The following is a 15,097-nucleotide window of genomic DNA, read 5'->3' on the forward strand; positions in this document are numbered from 1 at the left end:
TCACGCGAGGGCGTAGCGGCCGAGCCCCGCGGCGGCGACGCGTCCGTCCGCCAGATGCATCAGAAGGTGGGCCGTCACGTTGAGCGCGGCGGCGGTCCGCAAAGCGGGGTCGAGCCCTTCGTAGACGGCGGCCACGATCGCGTCGGGTGTCGCGCCGCCCTGCGCCAGGGCGGCGAGGATGGCCTCGTCGCGCGCCAGCCGGTGCGCCTTCACCGCACGCACGAAGGGCAGGGGGGACCGAATCGGCGCCCCGTGCGTGGGGTAGTAGAGCCGATCGTCTCGCCCGATCAGCTTGTCGAGGCTCTCTAAGTAGTCCCGCATGTCGCCGTCGGGCGGCGCGACCACCGTCGTCGCCCACCCCATGACGTGATCGCCGCTGAACAGCGCGGCCTCCTCCTCGAGCGCGAAGCAGAGGTGATTCGAGACGTGTCCCGGCGTGTGGAGCGCGCGAAGGGTCGCGCCGGGCAGGGTGACCGCGTCGCCGTCCGCAAGGCGCCTGTCGGGAATCAGCGCGAAGTCCGGACCCTCGTCGAGGGCGGGCGGCGCAGACGCGGGCGTGCTCGGATGGCGGTCAAAGCCCAGGATGGGCGCCCCCGTCGCTCGGGCGAGGGCGGCAGCGCCGCCCGAATGGTCCTTGTGGGTATGGGTGAGGAGAATGGCTTCGATCGGCCCCGGCGCGGCCGCGAGGACCGCGCTTCTATGCGTCTCGTCGTTCGGCCCAGGATCGATGACGGCCGTGCCGCTCTCGTTTCCGACGAGGTAAGTGCCGGTGCCCGTGAAGGTGAAGGGGCCCGGATTGCGCGCGACGACCCTCGTCACACGCTCGCTGAGCCGGTCCGGTCGTCCGTAGTCGAAGGGGAAGTCCCTGACGAAGGGAACGCCGGACACGTCAGCTCAAATGGCCGCGCAGTCCCGAGAGGTCGTAGCCGGCATCGCGCGCGCGCGCGATCAGCGTGTCCGCCTCCTGTCCCTGGCGCGCGCGGGCCAGCGCCCAGAGCGTGGCGGAACGCATGCCCGAGCGGCAGTAGGCGAGGGTCTTGCCGGACGCATCGATCGCGGCGGCCATCGCTTCGACGTCGAGGGGGGAAGGGCCTTCGCGACCGATCGGCACGTGGACGAAACGCAAGCCCGCCGCTTCTGCCGCCGCGGCGATCGCCGCCGCGTCCGGCTGGCCCGGTTCCTCGCCATCGGGGCGGTTGGAGACGATCGTCTTATAGCCCTGGCGGGCGGCCTCGGCGACGTCACTGGCGGTGATCTGAGGGCTGACGGCGACCTCGTCCTCGAGCGTGTGGAACATGACTTCCCCTTCGCGCCGGGCTGTTCGATGGTCGGAGTGAGAGGATTCGAACCTCCGGCCCCTGCCTCCCGAAGACAGTGCTCTACCAGGCTGAGCTACACTCCGAACAAGCGGGCCTCTAGCGCCCGCCAGAACCCCTGGCAAGGCACCGAAGAGATCGTCTTCTAGGGCGTTGCATTGCCGTGCGCGGTCCGTTATCGGGAGCGCCTCTTGGGGTGTCGCCAAGTGGTAAGGCAGCGGTTTTTGGTACCGCCATGCGGAGGTTCGAATCCTCCCACCCCAGCCACTCTTCTTCCGACTCGAAAACGTGCGTTCTTCCCGCCGCCGCCCTCCTGGGTTGCGGCGCACTACGCGTCCGCATGTTGGGGAAAAGTCGTATTCGGCAGACCGTCGCGGCCTATCCCCCTTACGCATAGTGGCGTCGAGGCCTTTTCCAGTTATGCTGCAATGCAGCAAAACATCTGGTCTGGCATCGGCCTTGCTCAGTTCAGGAGGGGTTCCCGAACCCACGAACTGTTGAAGAAACCGTCACTTCGCGGGATTGCGTTTCATGGTAGTTGAACACCGTGGTTACTCCCGCTCCCATTCCGACGCCTCATTCCGATCCCAATTCCGGGAGCGGCTTTTGAAGGTTGCAGCGCACTGCCCATCAGACGTTGCAATCGCGAAAGCCCGGGATAATCATCGCGACGGGTTGGTGTGGAGTCCGCTCCACGAACGGTTTTGCGTTCTTCGCGAGTCAGCGCACAGCGCCGCTCGCTGGGCGTGGACGGGACAACCCTCAGCAGGCGCAAAGGCGTCAACGAAGAGGGGCCGTTCGGCCGTACAGTCACGGAAGCATCCGGTTAGGTGATGATGATGAAGAAAGTCTTACTCGGGTCCGCCGCCCTGTTGGCGTTGGGCGTGGCCCCCGCCTCGGCGCAGTTTCGGGCTGCGCTCCAAGAGGCGGACGCCACTGTCCGCGAGGGCGCGGCGAGCCAGCAGCGCGTGGAGGAACTGGACGACCAGGCCTCCGAGCTGCTGAACGAGTACCGGGCGAACCTGAAGCAGCTCGACCTCCTGCGGCGCTTCAACACCACGCGTCAGCGCGAGGTCGAGAACCAGCTCTCCGACATCGAGGGTCTGCAACAGGACGTCGACAACGTTCAGGGCCTGCAGCGGGCGATCACGCCGCTCATGGACGAGATGCTGGCGCAGCTCGAAGCGGTCGTGCAGGCGGACATCCCGTTCCTCGCCGAGGAGCGCCAAAACCGTCTGGAGCGCCTCCGCTCGGTCATGGCCGACTCCACGCAGACGCCGGCTTCGCGCTACCGTCTGCTGATCGAAGCCTTCCAGATCGAGAACGAGTACGGTCGGACGATCGAGGCTTACAACGGCACGGTCGACAATGAAGGCGAAGAGCTCGCCGTCGAGTTCCTGCGCGTCGGCCGCCTCGCGCTGATCTACAAGAACGCCAACGACTCGATCCTCCGCATCTACAACAGCGAGAGCGGGCAGTTCGAAGACCTCGACATGGGCTTCCTCGACGATGTCCGTCAGGCTCTTCGGGTCGCCAAGGAGCAAGCGCCGCCGAACCTCCTGACCATCCCCGTCCAGGCGCCCGAAGGCGCGACCGACGCGGCCGCCGACTGATCGAACGACGTACGAGACGAGAGATGAAGATGTTCAAATCCTTCAAGACCGGCCTCGTCGCCGGCATGGCCTGTGCGGCCGCGCTCACGGGCGTGGCGGCGGCCCAGCAGCAACCAGCCCAACAGCAGCCGCAGCAACCGACGTTGTCCCTGGACGACGTTCTGCGGGCCGCGCAGCAGGAACGCCGTGAAGCTGCCGAGACGAACCGGCAGCGCGAGGCCGAGTTCGTGCAGCAGCGCGACCGGCAGCAAGGCCGCCTCAACGAGGTGCGCGGTCAGGTGCAGGCCGAGGAAACTCGTTCCGACCAGCTCGACCAGCAGTTCACCGAGAACGACCAACGGATCGAGGAGCTTCAGAACGAGCTTCAGACCCGCCAGGGCGAGTTCGGCGAACTCTTCGGCGCCGCCCGGTCGGCCGCCGGCGACCTCGCCGCGCAGCTTCAATCGTCGATCGTCTCGGCGCAGTATCCCGGCCGCGTGCAGCAGCTGCAGGAACTCGCCCAGTCCGAGCAGCTTCCCTCCGAAGAAGAGCTGCGGAACCTCTACATCACGATGATGCAGGAGATCGCGGCGCAGGCGAAGACGGTGACCTTCAACGCGACGGTCGTCGATGCCCAGGGCGAGACGGGGCAGGCTGAGATCACCCGGATCGGTCCGTTCTCCGCCTTCTCGTCCGAAGGCAACTACTACACGATGACGTCGGACAATTCGGGCCGCACGCGTCTGACCGAACTCGCCCGTCAGCCTGGTGGCGGCGCGGTGGGTAACGCCAAGGCGGTCGCCGGATTCAACGGCGAAGGCTATACGGAGGGCACGATCGACCCCTCCTTGGGCCAGCTCCTGAGCCTCGTGATCGAGACGCCGACGCTCTCCGAACGGATCGCGCAGGGTAAGCTCGTCGGTTACACCATCCTCTACGTGGTGCTGCCCCTCGGCCTCATCATCGGTCTGTACAAGTGGGTCACGCTGACCCTCACCGGCGCCTCGGTCCGTAGCCAGATGCGCAAGAAGACCGCTTCCACGAAGAACCCGCTGGGCCGCATCATGACGGCTTACCAGTCGAACACGAGCGCCGACACGGAGACGATGGCCCTCAAGCTCGACGATGCGGTGATGAAGGAAGTGCCGCGGCTCGAATCCGGTCTGAACCTCGTCAAGGTTCTTGCCGCCGTCGCACCGCTGCTCGGCCTTCTCGGTACGGTCATCGGGATGATCAACACCTTCCAGGCGATCACCCTGTTCGGTACCGGCGACCCGCAGCTGATGGCTGGCGGTATCTCGGAAGCGCTCATCACGACGGTCCTCGGCCTGATCGCGGCGATCCCGCTTCTCCTGGTCCACGCCTTCGCCGCCGGTGCGGCGCGCCGCGTGACCAACATCCTCGAGGAGCAATCCGCCGGGATGATCGCGGAGCACGCCGAAACGACCACCACTGCGAGGCGGGTCTAAGGACCCGCGGAAAGGAGCCTCTGAATGCTCGAGGTCTTCAACCCTGTGAACGCTGCCGAGAACATCGGCGCGTTCCTGGTAGCGGGCGGGGACGTCCTGCTCGTCATCATGGTGGCCACCTTCATCATGTGGCTGCTCATCGTCGAACGGTTCGTCTACTTCGTCATGGCGAACCGGACGGTGAAGCGGCGGGCCTACGCCGCGTGGGAAGATCGGACGGACCACAACTCGTGGTACGCCCACGCGATCCGCGACAAGCTCATCTCCGAGGTCAAGGAGTCAGTCTCCGCCAACCTCAACATCATCAAGGTGTTCGTCGCGGTCGCGCCGCTTCTCGGCCTTCTCGGCACGGTCACCGGCATGGTGGAGGTGTTCGACGTGATGGCCGTGACCGGTTCCTCCAACGCGCGCCTGATGGCGGGCGGCATCTCCAAGGCGACGATTCCGACTATGGCGGGCCTCGTCGCTTCGCTGTCCGGCATCGTAGCCATGAACATCCTCGAGAGGCAGGCCAACCGGTCGATCTCCGAGGTGTCCGATCGCCTCCTGATCGAGTAAGGTAGGAAATCATGCGTAGACGTATGAGCCGCGGCGAAGAGGAAGCGGACGTCAACATGACGCCGCTTCTGGACATCGTCTTCATCATGCTGATCTTCTTCATCGTCACGGCGACCTTCGTGTACGAGGATGGGATCGCGCCGAACCTTCCGGAGCCCAACCCGGAAGAGAACAACACCGAGCCGCCGCCCAGCATGCTGCTGACGGTGCAGGAAGACGGCTTCGTCCTCGTCGACGACGTCCGCCTCGTCGATCCTCGTTCGACCCGCCCGGTCGTGGAGGAGTTCCTGGCGAAGGAGCCGCGGGGGGTCGTCATCATCTCCGCCGCGCCCGAGTCGGAAACCGGCACGACGGTGACCGTTCTCGACCAAGCTCGCGAAGCGGGCGGTCCAGAGGCCTACAGCCGCATTACCCTGGCGCTCCAGGGAGCATGAGGCACGACGCCGGGCGGGACCCGCCCGGCGTCGCTCATCAAACCGCCCGTCCGCCGGGCGACCGCGAGAGGAAACATCATGGCCAGACGGCCCGTAAGAGCACCGGTCGGTAACAACGAAGACGACGTCAACATGACGCCGCTCCTCGACATCGTCTTCATCATGCTCATCTTCTTCATCGTCACCTCGACCTTCATCAAGGAGCCGGGGGTGGACGTCGAGCGGCCGACGGTCGCCACGCAGAGCGAGCAGCAGCCGGCGATCCTCGTGGCGATCAACGCCAATGACGAGATCTGGATCAACAAGGAGGCGGTCGACCTCAACGAGGTTCGCTTCCGGGTCGAGGAGCTTCGGCGAGAGACGCCGAAGGGCAACGCGGTCGTCCAGGCCGACGTCGGTTCTAAATCCCGTCTGCTGCTCGAGGTCCTCGAGCAAATCAAGAACGCCGGGATCAACGACGTCGCGATCTCGACCGAAGCGATCTAACTTAGGAGGCTTTCATGGGTGCACTCATTCGAGTTCTAGTCGGCGTCCCAGCCGCCTTCATCGTCGTCATCGCGCTGTTCTTGCTGATGTACGGCCTCATCAAGGTCGACGTCATCGACCTCGGCGAGGACAAGGAGCCGGTCTCCATCACCATCGGTCGTCAGATCGACGATACCGAAGTCACCAACCAGAAGAAGTTCGAGCGGCCTCAGCTCGATCAGCCGCCGCCGCCGCCGCCCGCGATCCAGCGTGAATCCTTCGCGCCGACCGTGGAAGGCGTCCAGGCCGCAGCCCCGAGTTTCGACGCCGACGTCGAGATCGGTACCGCCTTCAACCCCGACCGCGACGCCCAGCCGCTGGTCCGGGTCGATCCGTCGGGCTGGGAGCGCTGCATCGACAGGGCCGGAACGCAGGACAGCGTCCGGATCCAGTTCGACGTGACGCCGCAGGGCCAGGTGACCAATGTCGACGTCATCGACAGCACGGACAGCTGCCTCAACCGCTACGCGATCCGCGCGGCCGAACGCTGGAAGTACCAGCCGAAGATCGTCGAGGGCGAACCGCAATGGCGTCGGGGTACCCAGACGACCTTCCGGTTCAGCCTGTCCGAGTGAGTTTCAACGATTGGCAGCCTGCTGCCCCAAGAGGTTCGATCATGCGTAGTCTCGCTTCCGCCGCCGCCCTCGCACTACTCCTGAGCACGGCTAGCCACGCCGTGTTCGATCAAGCCTCTGCCGCGACGCAGCAGAACAATGAGAAAGAGGAGAAGCGCCGTCAGAACCAGACCCTTCAGGCGAAGACCGGGGAGGATCTGAACGAAGCGCTGAACTTCGCAAACGAGGATCCTCCGCAACTCGCCCAGGCTCTGGAGATCCTCAACCGGCTGGTCCAACGGGACCTGCCGCCTTACGACCGCTCCACGGTTCTCGAGATTCGTGCGGGCGTTCGTTATGGCCTCGACCAACAGGACGGCGCCATCCAGGACTACGCCGAGATCCTGCGGATCGACACGCTGCCTTTCGAGCGGCTGAACCAGATCCGCCGGAACGTGGCGCAGCTCTACTTCCAGGACGAGCAGTACGACCAGGCGATCCGCTACATGCAGGAGTTCATCGCCGCCAACCCGGCCGAGGCGGCGGCGAACGACTACTTCATCATCGCGGCGGCCTACGCGACGCAGGATCAGTTCCGTCAGGCGCTCGATCCCGCCCGGTCCGCCCTCGAGCGCGACCAGAAGCGCGAGAAGCGTTACTACGACATGCTCAACCTCATCTACTCCGAGCTGAACATGGCGGAGGAGCGGGGCGAGTTGCTCGAGACGATGGTCGAGTACTTCCCGCAGGAGGTCGGCTACTGGGCTCAGCTCTCCGGCAGCTACAGCACCGCCGGTCGGGAACGTGACGCCTTCGCGACGCTCGAAGCCGCCTACCGGGCAGGGCTGATCCGCGACGAACCCAAGATCATCGCGCTCGCCCAGTTCTACTACCAGCTCGACAATCCCTATCGGGGTGCGGAGATGCTGGAGGACGAGATGGATGCGGGGACCGTCAAGCGGAACCTCAACAACCTCAAGCTCCTCAGCCAGCTCTGGGCCGCCGCGCGCGAGCAGGACAAGGCGATCGAGATCCTGACCGAGGCCGCGCCTCAGTCGGACAAGGGCGACCTCTACTACCAGCTCGGTCAGTCCTACGTGGCGGACGAACAGTTCGAGAAGGGCATCGAGGCGCTGCGCGCGGCGCTGCGGGCAGGGGGTCTGAGCGATCGGGACGAGGGGAACATCCACCTCCTGATCGGTTCGTCCTACTTCTCCCTCGACAGCGACACCGCGCAGGGCCGGCAGAACGCTCGCGAAGCGTATAGCCGCGCCCTCCGCTACTCCTCCGCCGCCCCCGCTGCGCGCCAGTACATCGACTACATCGACGCGATCATCGATACGGAGAGGCGTCAGGATGAAGTCGAGCGGATCCAGGCCGTCGAGAGGCAGCAGCGTCAGATCGATCGTTGCGAGACGATCCTCGACATCGTCGACCTCGGCGGTTCTTCCGGTGCTTCCGACGGGGACGTCGCGACCTGCCGCGAGCTGATGACCCAGGTCGAGGCGGGCGCTACGGCGGAGAGCCTCGTTCAAGCCGAGCGGAACGGCACCTCGCCGACCCCGGGCGGCGACCAACAAGAAGCCCCCGACGCAGGTTGAGTGCAGGCTCGCCCGTTCAGGGCCGAACACGGAAAACTCGAAGGCGCGCCGAAAGGCGCGCCTTTTTCGTTTCGACCTGCGCCGCAAAGCGGCGCGCGACCTCCCGTGAGTAGGCGACTGCACGGCGAGGAACCGACGTAACGAACGCGTTCTGAGAGGCGGTCCGTCGTCGATGACGCGGCGGGGGCAGGGCGCGGCAGGATAGCCTCGCCGCTCAAGTGAGACCCCGAGCGGTCACGCGGATCTTCTGTCGGCGGCCGCGCTCCTTCGCCTTCGCGCGCGTCTGACGGCGACCCGACCGGGCCTAGCGCTAGCGCCTACGGTAGGAGGTTGAGCCGATGACGGCCGCAAGGTGGGACTGCTTCTGGCGAAGCTGGAATAGTGGAGGCCGGCGTTGCAAGCCGTCTTCTCGAGCCTGCGGGGACGACCGCGCCCTGAGGTGAAGAGCCTGCGACCGGGCGACCGTCACCCCCCACGGAAACCGAACAGCCAGCGTGAGCGTGCGAAGTTCAGTTCGGATCGCCGCTACCTGCCGCCGCCGCGCCCCTTGGCGACAGTCGCGCATTTCGTGCCCTTTTTCCCTTCCCCCGGCGATCCTCGTTTGCTATCCGCGCCTCGGTGGTGATCCCCAGTAGCTCAGTTGGTAGAGCAAGCGGCTGTTAACCGCTGGGTCGCTGGTTCGAGTCCGGCCTGGGGAGCCACCGCCCTCCATACATTCCATCGTAAACGCACGCATCGTGTCGACCGCCGACCGGGCGGGCCTGCGCCGATGTTCCGTAGAGCGGAGCTTGAAAGAGAGCGGCCCCGCCCTGGGTAGGGACGGGGCCTTCGGGGGGTTGGGTGGTGTCGCGGGGACCGCGACACGGTCACGGTGCGCTCTCAGGGTTAACGACAGATTACCCTGAACGGCTCGATATCGACGTCCCCGTCTACTCCGCTGGCTCGCGCGCGCCGAGATCGTCATCGTAACCGTCCGCGCCGCGGATGACGGGTAGGCCCTCCCGGCTCGCGCCCTCGCCGATCGAGGGTTGAGGCTCGCCTGTCCACAGAGCGCGGTAGAAGCGGGCGATGTCGGCGCCGACGGCGTAGAGCGCCGGCACGAAGATCAGCGTGACGAAGAGCGCGAAGAACACGCCGAAGGCGAGGGCGACCACCATCGGTTTGAGGAACTGCGCGTTCACCGAGCTCTCGAAGAGGATCGGAATCAAGCCGACGAAGGTCGTCACCGAGGTCAGGATGATCGGGCGGAAACGGACGACCCCGGCTTCGACCAGGGCCGCGAAGGCGCCCGCGCCTTCCTGCCGCAACCGGTTCACGTAGTCGATCAGCACGAGGTTGTCGTTGACGACCACGCCGCCCGCCGCCGCGACCCCGAAGACCGAGAACATGGCGAAGGGAATGCCCCAGAGAAGGTGGCCGAACACGGCGCCCATGAAGCCGAACGGAATCGCCGACATGATCAGGATCGGTTGGAAGTAGGAGCCGAAGGCGATCGCGAGCAGCATGTACATGCAGAAGAGCGCGATGGCGTAGAGCACGAAGACCTGACCGAAGAACTCGTTCTGGTCCTGCCTGGCACCGCGTTCCGCGAGCTGCACCGTCGGATGCCGGGCGGTGAAGCCGGGCACGAACTCCGAGTAGAGCGCGCCGTAGATCTCGCCTTGCGGCGCCCCGGCACTGATCTTCGCGAAGACGCTGACCGATTGCTGACGGTCCCGCCGGTTGATGCGCTGGAGCGCGGGCGCGAAGTCCTCCTCTGCGACCGCCGCGAGCGGAACCTCCCGGCCGTCGGCCGTGCGGATGCGCACGGAGGTCAGGTTGTCGAGGTTCTCCCGTTCCGAACGCGGGTAGCGGACCATGACGCGAACGTCCTCGCCGTCTCGGGGCAGTCGCTGCACCTCCTCGCCGTAATAGGCCTGACGAACCTGGCCGATGACGCTCTGGAGCGTCAGGCCGAAACGCTCGGCGCCGGGGCGGAGCTTGAGCTGCAGCTCGTCGTTCGGCGCCTGAAGGCTGTCCCGGACGTCGTAGAGTTCCGGCAGGGTGCGCAGCCAGGACTTCATATCCTCGGCCGCCGCGGCGAGTTCATCGAGGTTGTCGCCTTCGAGGCTGATGTAGAGGCGTCCGGCGTTCTCGTCGCCGCTCGCCGAGCTGTTCACGGTGACGACTTCGGAGTCGGGGATCTCGCCGATGAGTTCCCGCACGCGCTCGGCGACCTGGCTGGTCGTCACCGGGCGATCGTTGCCGTCGATCAGGATCATCCGCGCATCGATGTTGGTCTCGCTGACCCCCGACAGCATGGCGTGGACGATGTCCTGCCCGAGTTCCTCCTCGTAGAGACGCTGCGCCTCTTCCATCGCGCCGACCATGCGCTCGTAGACCTCGACGTTCCGGGCGTAGGGCGTGCCCTCCTGCATCGTCACGTCGATGGTGAAGCCGCGGCCCTCGACGTCGGGCATGAAGTTGAAGGGAACCCAGCCCTGGGTGAGCAGGGACATGGAGAGCGCGAAGAGAACCACGAAACCGGCGACGGTGTAGTAGCGCCAGCGGATCGCGCCCCTAATGATGGGCCGGTAAACCTTGTCGGCGAAGTCCGTCATCCCGTCCGCGAAGCGCGACTGGAACCGGTCGAACCGGCTCTGCTTCTCCTGCGCCTTCATGTGCGAGAGGTGCGAGGGAAGGATCAGGAAGCTCTCGAGCAGCGAGAATGCGAGCGAGAGGTTGATCGTCCAGGCGATGTGCTTGGTGAACTGCGCCGTGCCGCCGCCGATCAGGATGAAGGGGGCGAAGGCGATCATCGTCGTCAGGACGGCGAAGAGGACGGGCTTGGCGACGATCTGCGTGCCGACGACGGCTGCCGTCAGTCCCTTCTGACCGCGCTCGGTCTGCCGGTGGATCGATTCACCCACGACAAGCGCGTCGTCGACCACGATCCCGATCACGAGCAGCAGGCCGAACAGCGACAGGAAGTTCAGGCTGACGTCGAGCGTCGGCATGAAGATGAAGGTGCCGAGGAAGCTGATCGCGATGCCCATCGCGACCCAGATCGCCACGATCGGCCGCAGGAACAGCGCTAGCACGATCAGGACCAGCACGAGGCCCTGAACCGCGTTCCCGCCGACGAGGTTGAGCTGGCTGCGGTAGCTCTCGATCGTGTCGTAGGTCATGAACAGGTCGACGCCGGGGGGCAGCTCTTCCTGCTTGTCCTCGATGTACTTCTCGATGACCTTCGAGATCTTGACGACGTTCAGTTTGGAGGGCGCGCGCGGCGCGATGGTGATGCCGGGCTTTCCGTTCACCTCGCGCCGGAACCGGTCCTCGGTGAAGCCGTCGACGACGGTCGCGACGTCGCTGACCCGGATCGCGCTGCCGTCCTGGTTTTGACGGACGATGATCTGCTCGAACTCGGACTGAGAGTCGGCGAGGTTCCGCGCGGCGAGGGCGATGTTGCCGACGTCGGTCCTGACCGCGCCTGCCGAGATGTTGATGGAGCTGCCGCGGATCGCGCGGGCGACGTCGTCGAACGTCAAGCCGTAGCGGCGCAGCGCCTCCTCCGAGACCTCGATCGAGACCTCCTCGTCACGGGCGCCCCAGAGGCTGACCATCGGCGTGCCGCCGGGCAGCGCCGCGATCTCGTCGCGAATCTCCCGGGCGAGGCGATTGTGCTCCTGGGCCGGCAGGTCCGAGGCGAAGGTGATGAAGCTGAGCGGCTGTTCCCAGATCTGCTGGGCGACGACGGGCGGGTAGCTCGACGGCGGCAGGTTGCTGACGGCGTCGACCCGGGCCTTCACCTGGTTGAGGAAGGCGTCGAAGTCGCGGCCGTCATCGACCATCTCGACCGTGACGTAGGCGTAGCCTTCGCGGGCCGTGCTCTCCACCGACTTTACGCCGTCGACGTCCGACACGGCCTCTTCGATGCGAAGGATGATCTGCTCTTCGACTTCGCGCGGTCCGGCGCCGGGCCAGGAGACGGAGATCTCGACGAAGTTGAAGGCCGGGCTCGGGCTCTCCTCCCGGTCGACCATCAGGAAGCCGAAAAGGCCTGCGATCGCGATGAGGATCATTAGAAGGTTGGCGGCGACGCCGTTGCGTGCCCACCAGGCGATCATGCCGTTCATCGACCCGCTCCCGCGCCTGCACGGCCACCACTCGTCCGGCCCGCAGCGCCGGCGTCGGCGACGCCTCCTTCGTCCGGAGCACGCTCCGGTGCGGCGTCCTCCCCGGGACGAAGGGGACGGATCTTCTTGCCGACAGCGGTCGGCAGGCGGCTGATGATGACGCGCTCTCCTTCTTCGAGACCGTCCGTCACGACGAAGCCTTCCGGCGTCGTGGCGGCGACGACGACCTCGGTCCGCTCGATCGTATCGTCCTCCGCCAGCGTGTGCACGATGCCGCCCTCTTGAACCGCGAGGCGGGGAAGCACGACCGCCCGGTCGAGCTCCGGCCCTGCGATGGCGGCATCGACGAAGAGGCCGATGGCCATCGGAAAGCCTCGTCCGCCCTCCACGGCCTTGCTCCGGTCCGCACCGGCGCCGTAGGGATCGCGGACCTGGGCGATCGCGGCGATCTGGCGGGTCGTCGGATCGATCGCGGCGTCGGTCCGCACGACGTAGCCGGTCCATTCGCGTTCAGCGCCGGCGGCGCGCGCGGTGAAGGTCACGGCCGGACCCTCGCCGTAACTCGCGTCGAAGGCGAAGGGCAGGTTGAGGCGCGCGAGGTCGGCATCCGTCAGCGGCAGGCGCACCTCGGCGACGTCGGTCGAAAAGATCTGGCCGATGGACGTCCCCGGACCGACATATTGGCCGACGTCCGCAGCGATGGAACGGACACGGCCGGTAAAGGGGGCGACGATCTGCGTCCGCTGAACGGCGAGACGCGCGTCGGCGAGGTCGGCCTTCGCCGCCTCGAACTCGGCCTTGGCGAGCGCCAGCTGCGGCTCGCGCAGTGCCAGGGCGGACGCATCGTCGATGTCGCCGCCGAGCTCACGATAGTCCTGCTGGGCGAGGGCGGTTTCGGCCTCTTCGACCTGAAGCGCCTGTTGGGCCTGTGCGACTCGAGCCTCGGCCCGCGTCAGGCTGGACCGGTAGTCGGCATCCTCGAGCTGGACCAGAACCTCGCCCTTCTGGATCGTGCCGCCATCGATGAAGTTCGGCGAGACCTCCACGATCCGTCCGCCGACCTGGGGGACGACGGCGATCTCGCGGCGCGGCCGTACCTCGCCTTGCGCGTTCACGGTGAGCGCGACGGGTTGGTAGGACACGTTCTGGACGAACGCCGCAGGCAGCCTCGGCTCGGACTCCTTGCGTTCGGGCTTGGGCTTCAGCGCGCCCATCAGGGCGATCAGGCCGAAGCCGACGACCAGCACGCCGAGCGTGCCGAGGATGACTAGGACCTTACGCATCATACGGCTCTCCTGACGGTGCGGCTGCCGTCCAAGGCTGGGTCCCGCGTCGGCGGCGTGAAGCGCTCGCCGACGTCCGGACGGGTGAAGGTGGGGATCTCGAAGGGCGCGCCGAGGGCCAGGTAGAGGCCCACGCGGTTCGTCAGGCGGGCCCGCGTCGAGGCGATGTACTGCGACTCGCTCGTGATGCGGCGCTGTTGCGCGCTGATCAGGTTGAAGATGTCGGTCGTCCCGCTGAGGTACTGACGCTCGGTCAGGCTCTCGGCGGCGGCGGCCTCCTCGAAGGCGAGACGTCGCGCGTCCTGCTGGGCGGCGAGAAGGACCTCGGCGGCGATGGCGTCCTCGACCTCGCGATAGGCGGTCAGGACGGTCGAGGCGTAGGCGTAGACGGCCGCCTCCATCGCGGCGCGTTGCGCCTGGACGGCCGCGCGCAGACGGCCGCCTTGGAAGAGCGGTTGGACCAGGCTGCCGACGAGCTGCGCGATGACGTCGTCCGGATCGAAGGTGATGTTCGAGAAGGTGTCGAAACGGTTGTCCGCGCTTCCCGAGATGCGAAGCGACGGCAGCAAGGCCTTCCGCGCCTCGGAGACGCGGAGGCCCGCCGCGGAGAGCTGCGCCTCGGCCGAGAGTACGTCGGGGCGGCGCGACAGAAGCGCGATGGGCGACCCGATGCCGATGACCGCGCCGTCCTCCGCCGCGAGCGCGGGCAGCGTCGGGAGTTCCTTGGCGACTTCGAGGTTGGCGGACGGGTAGCGGCCTAGAAGCACTTCGAGCCGCCGCGCGGACTCGAGTTCGGATTGGCGCCGGGCGAGGAGTTGCGCCTGGGACTGGGCGAGCGACGCCCGGGCGAGGCGCACGTCGAGGCTTGACGAGATGCCGCGGTCGTAGCGCCGCTCGATGATGCGGAGGTTGGCTTCGCCCGTCTCGACGTCGCGCTCGGCCAGCTCTGTCTGAAGCCGCGCCTCGGTCAGCGTGTAGAAGCTCTGGACGGTGCCGCCCGCGACGGAAAGGGCGGCGGCCGCGTAGTCGAGCCTCTGCGCCTCGGCATCGAGGTAGGCAGCGCGCGTGCCGTCCAGGATCCGGCCCCAAATGTCCGCCTCCCAGGAGGCGTTGAAGCCGACGGTGTAGCCGTCCGACGAGCTCGGCTCGGCCGATCCGGTGATGACCTCGCCGTTCGGGCCGGTGGTCGTGAAGGCGCCACCGGGCGTCCGCGTGCTGCTGCCGGTCAGGCCCGCCGACACGCTCGGAAGCAAGCCGGCCCTCGCGATGCGGGCCTGGGCGAGGACCGCCCGGACGCGAGCGCCGGAGGCGGCGAGGTCGTTGTTGTAGGTGACGGCCTCGGCGACCAGATTTTCGACCTGCGGGTCGGACAGTTCGGCCAGCCAGTCCCCGGTCACCATCTCTGAGCCCGACGGCGCCAGGTCCGCCGAGACGGCGGCCCAGTCGCCCGGAACGGCGACCGGCGCCAGTGCATCCTCAGGACCGACGCTCGCGCAGGCGGCGAGGGCGAGCACGCTCGCCACGCGCAGAAGGCTCGTGCGGCAGCGTTTCGGTCGTGAACCCATCAAGCTGAACCCCTCTTGGACAAGCGTGCCGATGCGCAGGCGTCGGTCAACTAACCTGTCTTCCATTCTTTATCGTTAATCG

The 15,097-nt window shown here is 66.7% G+C and carries 12 protein-coding genes and 3 tRNA genes; 9 read left to right on the plus strand and 6 right to left on the minus strand.

Annotated features, from left to right (window positions below; all coding sequences use genetic code 11):
* The 3 genes from GGQ59_RS15425 to GGQ59_RS08645 form a co-directional block, all read right to left on the minus strand.
* Positions 1 to 888, minus strand: coding sequence for an MBL fold metallo-hydrolase (locus tag GGQ59_RS15425; RefSeq protein ID WP_183817592.1), 888 nt, complete (start codon positions 886 to 888; stop codon positions 1 to 3).
* 1 nt (position 889) lies between these two features.
* On the minus strand, positions 890 to 1,297 hold the full coding sequence (locus tag GGQ59_RS08640) for a protein tyrosine phosphatase family protein (RefSeq protein WP_183817594.1): 408 nt from the start codon (positions 1,295 to 1,297) through the stop codon (positions 890 to 892).
* A 28-nt stretch (positions 1,298 to 1,325) separates the two neighbouring features.
* Positions 1,326 to 1,402 (minus strand) — tRNA-Pro (locus tag GGQ59_RS08645).
* A 106-nt stretch (positions 1,403 to 1,508) separates the two neighbouring features.
* On the opposite strand from GGQ59_RS08645, the gene GGQ59_RS08650 reads away from it, so the two are divergent.
* From GGQ59_RS08650 to GGQ59_RS08690, 9 genes are all read left to right on the plus strand, one after another.
* Positions 1,509 to 1,583, plus strand: a tRNA-Gln gene (locus tag GGQ59_RS08650).
* Between the two features lie 572 nt (positions 1,584 to 2,155).
* Positions 2,156 to 2,929 (plus strand): DUF3450 domain-containing protein, encoded by a 774-nt coding sequence (locus GGQ59_RS08655; RefSeq protein WP_183817596.1) that lies wholly within the window; start codon positions 2,156 to 2,158, stop codon positions 2,927 to 2,929.
* A 23-nt stretch (positions 2,930 to 2,952) separates the two neighbouring features.
* A complete protein-coding gene (locus GGQ59_RS08660) occupies positions 2,953 to 4,377 on the plus strand; it encodes a MotA/TolQ/ExbB proton channel family protein (RefSeq protein WP_183817598.1) in 1,425 nt (474 codons plus the stop codon).
* Positions 4,378 to 4,401: 24 nt separating this feature from the next.
* The gene (locus GGQ59_RS08665; RefSeq protein ID WP_183817600.1) at positions 4,402 to 4,935 is read left to right on the plus strand and encodes a MotA/TolQ/ExbB proton channel family protein; all 534 of its coding nucleotides are present in this window, start codon (positions 4,402 to 4,404) and stop codon (positions 4,933 to 4,935) included.
* A gap of 11 nt (positions 4,936 to 4,946) precedes the next feature.
* The gene (locus GGQ59_RS08670; protein WP_183817602.1) at positions 4,947 to 5,369 is read left to right on the plus strand and encodes an ExbD/TolR family protein; all 423 of its coding nucleotides are present in this window, start codon (positions 4,947 to 4,949) and stop codon (positions 5,367 to 5,369) included.
* 78 nt (positions 5,370 to 5,447) lie between these two features.
* Positions 5,448 to 5,855, plus strand: coding sequence for an ExbD/TolR family protein (locus tag GGQ59_RS08675; protein WP_183817604.1), 408 nt, complete (start codon positions 5,448 to 5,450; stop codon positions 5,853 to 5,855).
* A 14-nt stretch (positions 5,856 to 5,869) separates the two neighbouring features.
* Positions 5,870 to 6,469 (plus strand): energy transducer TonB, encoded by a 600-nt coding sequence (locus GGQ59_RS08680; RefSeq protein WP_183817606.1) that lies wholly within the window; start codon positions 5,870 to 5,872, stop codon positions 6,467 to 6,469.
* A 41-nt stretch (positions 6,470 to 6,510) separates the two neighbouring features.
* Positions 6,511 to 8,049, plus strand: a complete 1,539-nt coding sequence (locus GGQ59_RS08685; RefSeq protein ID WP_183817608.1) for a tetratricopeptide repeat protein — start codon at positions 6,511 to 6,513, stop codon at positions 8,047 to 8,049.
* A gap of 625 nt (positions 8,050 to 8,674) precedes the next feature.
* Positions 8,675 to 8,750 (plus strand) — tRNA-Asn (locus GGQ59_RS08690).
* A gap of 228 nt (positions 8,751 to 8,978) precedes the next feature.
* On the opposite strand, the gene GGQ59_RS08695 is transcribed toward GGQ59_RS08690, so the two are convergent.
* From GGQ59_RS08695 to GGQ59_RS08705, 3 genes are read right to left on the minus strand one after another with little or no spacing between them, the layout of a single operon-like run.
* The gene (locus GGQ59_RS08695; RefSeq protein ID WP_183817610.1) at positions 8,979 to 12,167 is read right to left on the minus strand and encodes an efflux RND transporter permease subunit; all 3,189 of its coding nucleotides are present in this window, start codon (positions 12,165 to 12,167) and stop codon (positions 8,979 to 8,981) included.
* Positions 12,164 to 13,450: an efflux RND transporter periplasmic adaptor subunit gene (locus GGQ59_RS08700; RefSeq protein ID WP_183817612.1), complete on the minus strand. Its 1,287-nt coding sequence runs from the start codon at positions 13,448 to 13,450 to the stop codon at positions 12,164 to 12,166. Before GGQ59_RS08700 ends, GGQ59_RS08695 begins: the two co-directional genes overlap by 4 nt.
* Positions 13,450 to 15,015, minus strand: a complete 1,566-nt coding sequence (locus GGQ59_RS08705; RefSeq protein WP_183817614.1) for an efflux transporter outer membrane subunit — start codon at positions 15,013 to 15,015, stop codon at positions 13,450 to 13,452. The genes GGQ59_RS08700 and GGQ59_RS08705 overlap by 1 nt, the downstream gene beginning before the upstream one ends.
* Positions 15,016 to 15,097: the final 82 nt, after the last annotated feature.

The sequence above is a fragment of the Parvularcula dongshanensis genome (assembly GCF_014199615.1).
Lineage (GTDB): Bacteria > Pseudomonadota > Alphaproteobacteria > Caulobacterales > Parvularculaceae > Parvularcula > Parvularcula dongshanensis.

Bases quoted from the DNA above. Each gene is read 5' to 3' on its own strand.
- GGQ59_RS08705 (WP_183817614.1), bottom strand. From the start codon at position 15,015: ATGGGTTCACGACCGAAACGCTGCCGCACGAGCCTTCTGCGCGTGGCG.
- GGQ59_RS08670 (WP_183817602.1), top strand. From the start codon at position 4,947: ATGCGTAGACGTATGAGCCGCGGCGAAGAGGAAGCGGACGTCAACATG.
- GGQ59_RS08685 (WP_183817608.1), top strand. From the start codon at position 6,511: ATGCGTAGTCTCGCTTCCGCCGCCGCCCTCGCACTACTCCTGAGCACG.
- GGQ59_RS08700 (WP_183817612.1), bottom strand. From the start codon at position 13,450: ATGCGTAAGGTCCTAGTCATCCTCGGCACGCTCGGCGTGCTGGTCGTC.
- GGQ59_RS08660 (WP_183817598.1), top strand. From the start codon at position 2,953: ATGAAGATGTTCAAATCCTTCAAGACCGGCCTCGTCGCCGGCATGGCC.
- GGQ59_RS08680 (WP_183817606.1), top strand. From the start codon at position 5,870: ATGGGTGCACTCATTCGAGTTCTAGTCGGCGTCCCAGCCGCCTTCATC.
- GGQ59_RS08640 (WP_183817594.1), bottom strand. From the start codon at position 1,297: ATGTTCCACACGCTCGAGGACGAGGTCGCCGTCAGCCCTCAGATCACC.
- GGQ59_RS08675 (WP_183817604.1), top strand. From the start codon at position 5,448: ATGGCCAGACGGCCCGTAAGAGCACCGGTCGGTAACAACGAAGACGAC.
- GGQ59_RS08695 (WP_183817610.1), bottom strand. From the start codon at position 12,167: ATGAACGGCATGATCGCCTGGTGGGCACGCAACGGCGTCGCCGCCAAC.
- GGQ59_RS08655 (WP_183817596.1), top strand. From the start codon at position 2,156: ATGAAGAAAGTCTTACTCGGGTCCGCCGCCCTGTTGGCGTTGGGCGTG.
- GGQ59_RS08665 (WP_183817600.1), top strand. From the start codon at position 4,402: ATGCTCGAGGTCTTCAACCCTGTGAACGCTGCCGAGAACATCGGCGCG.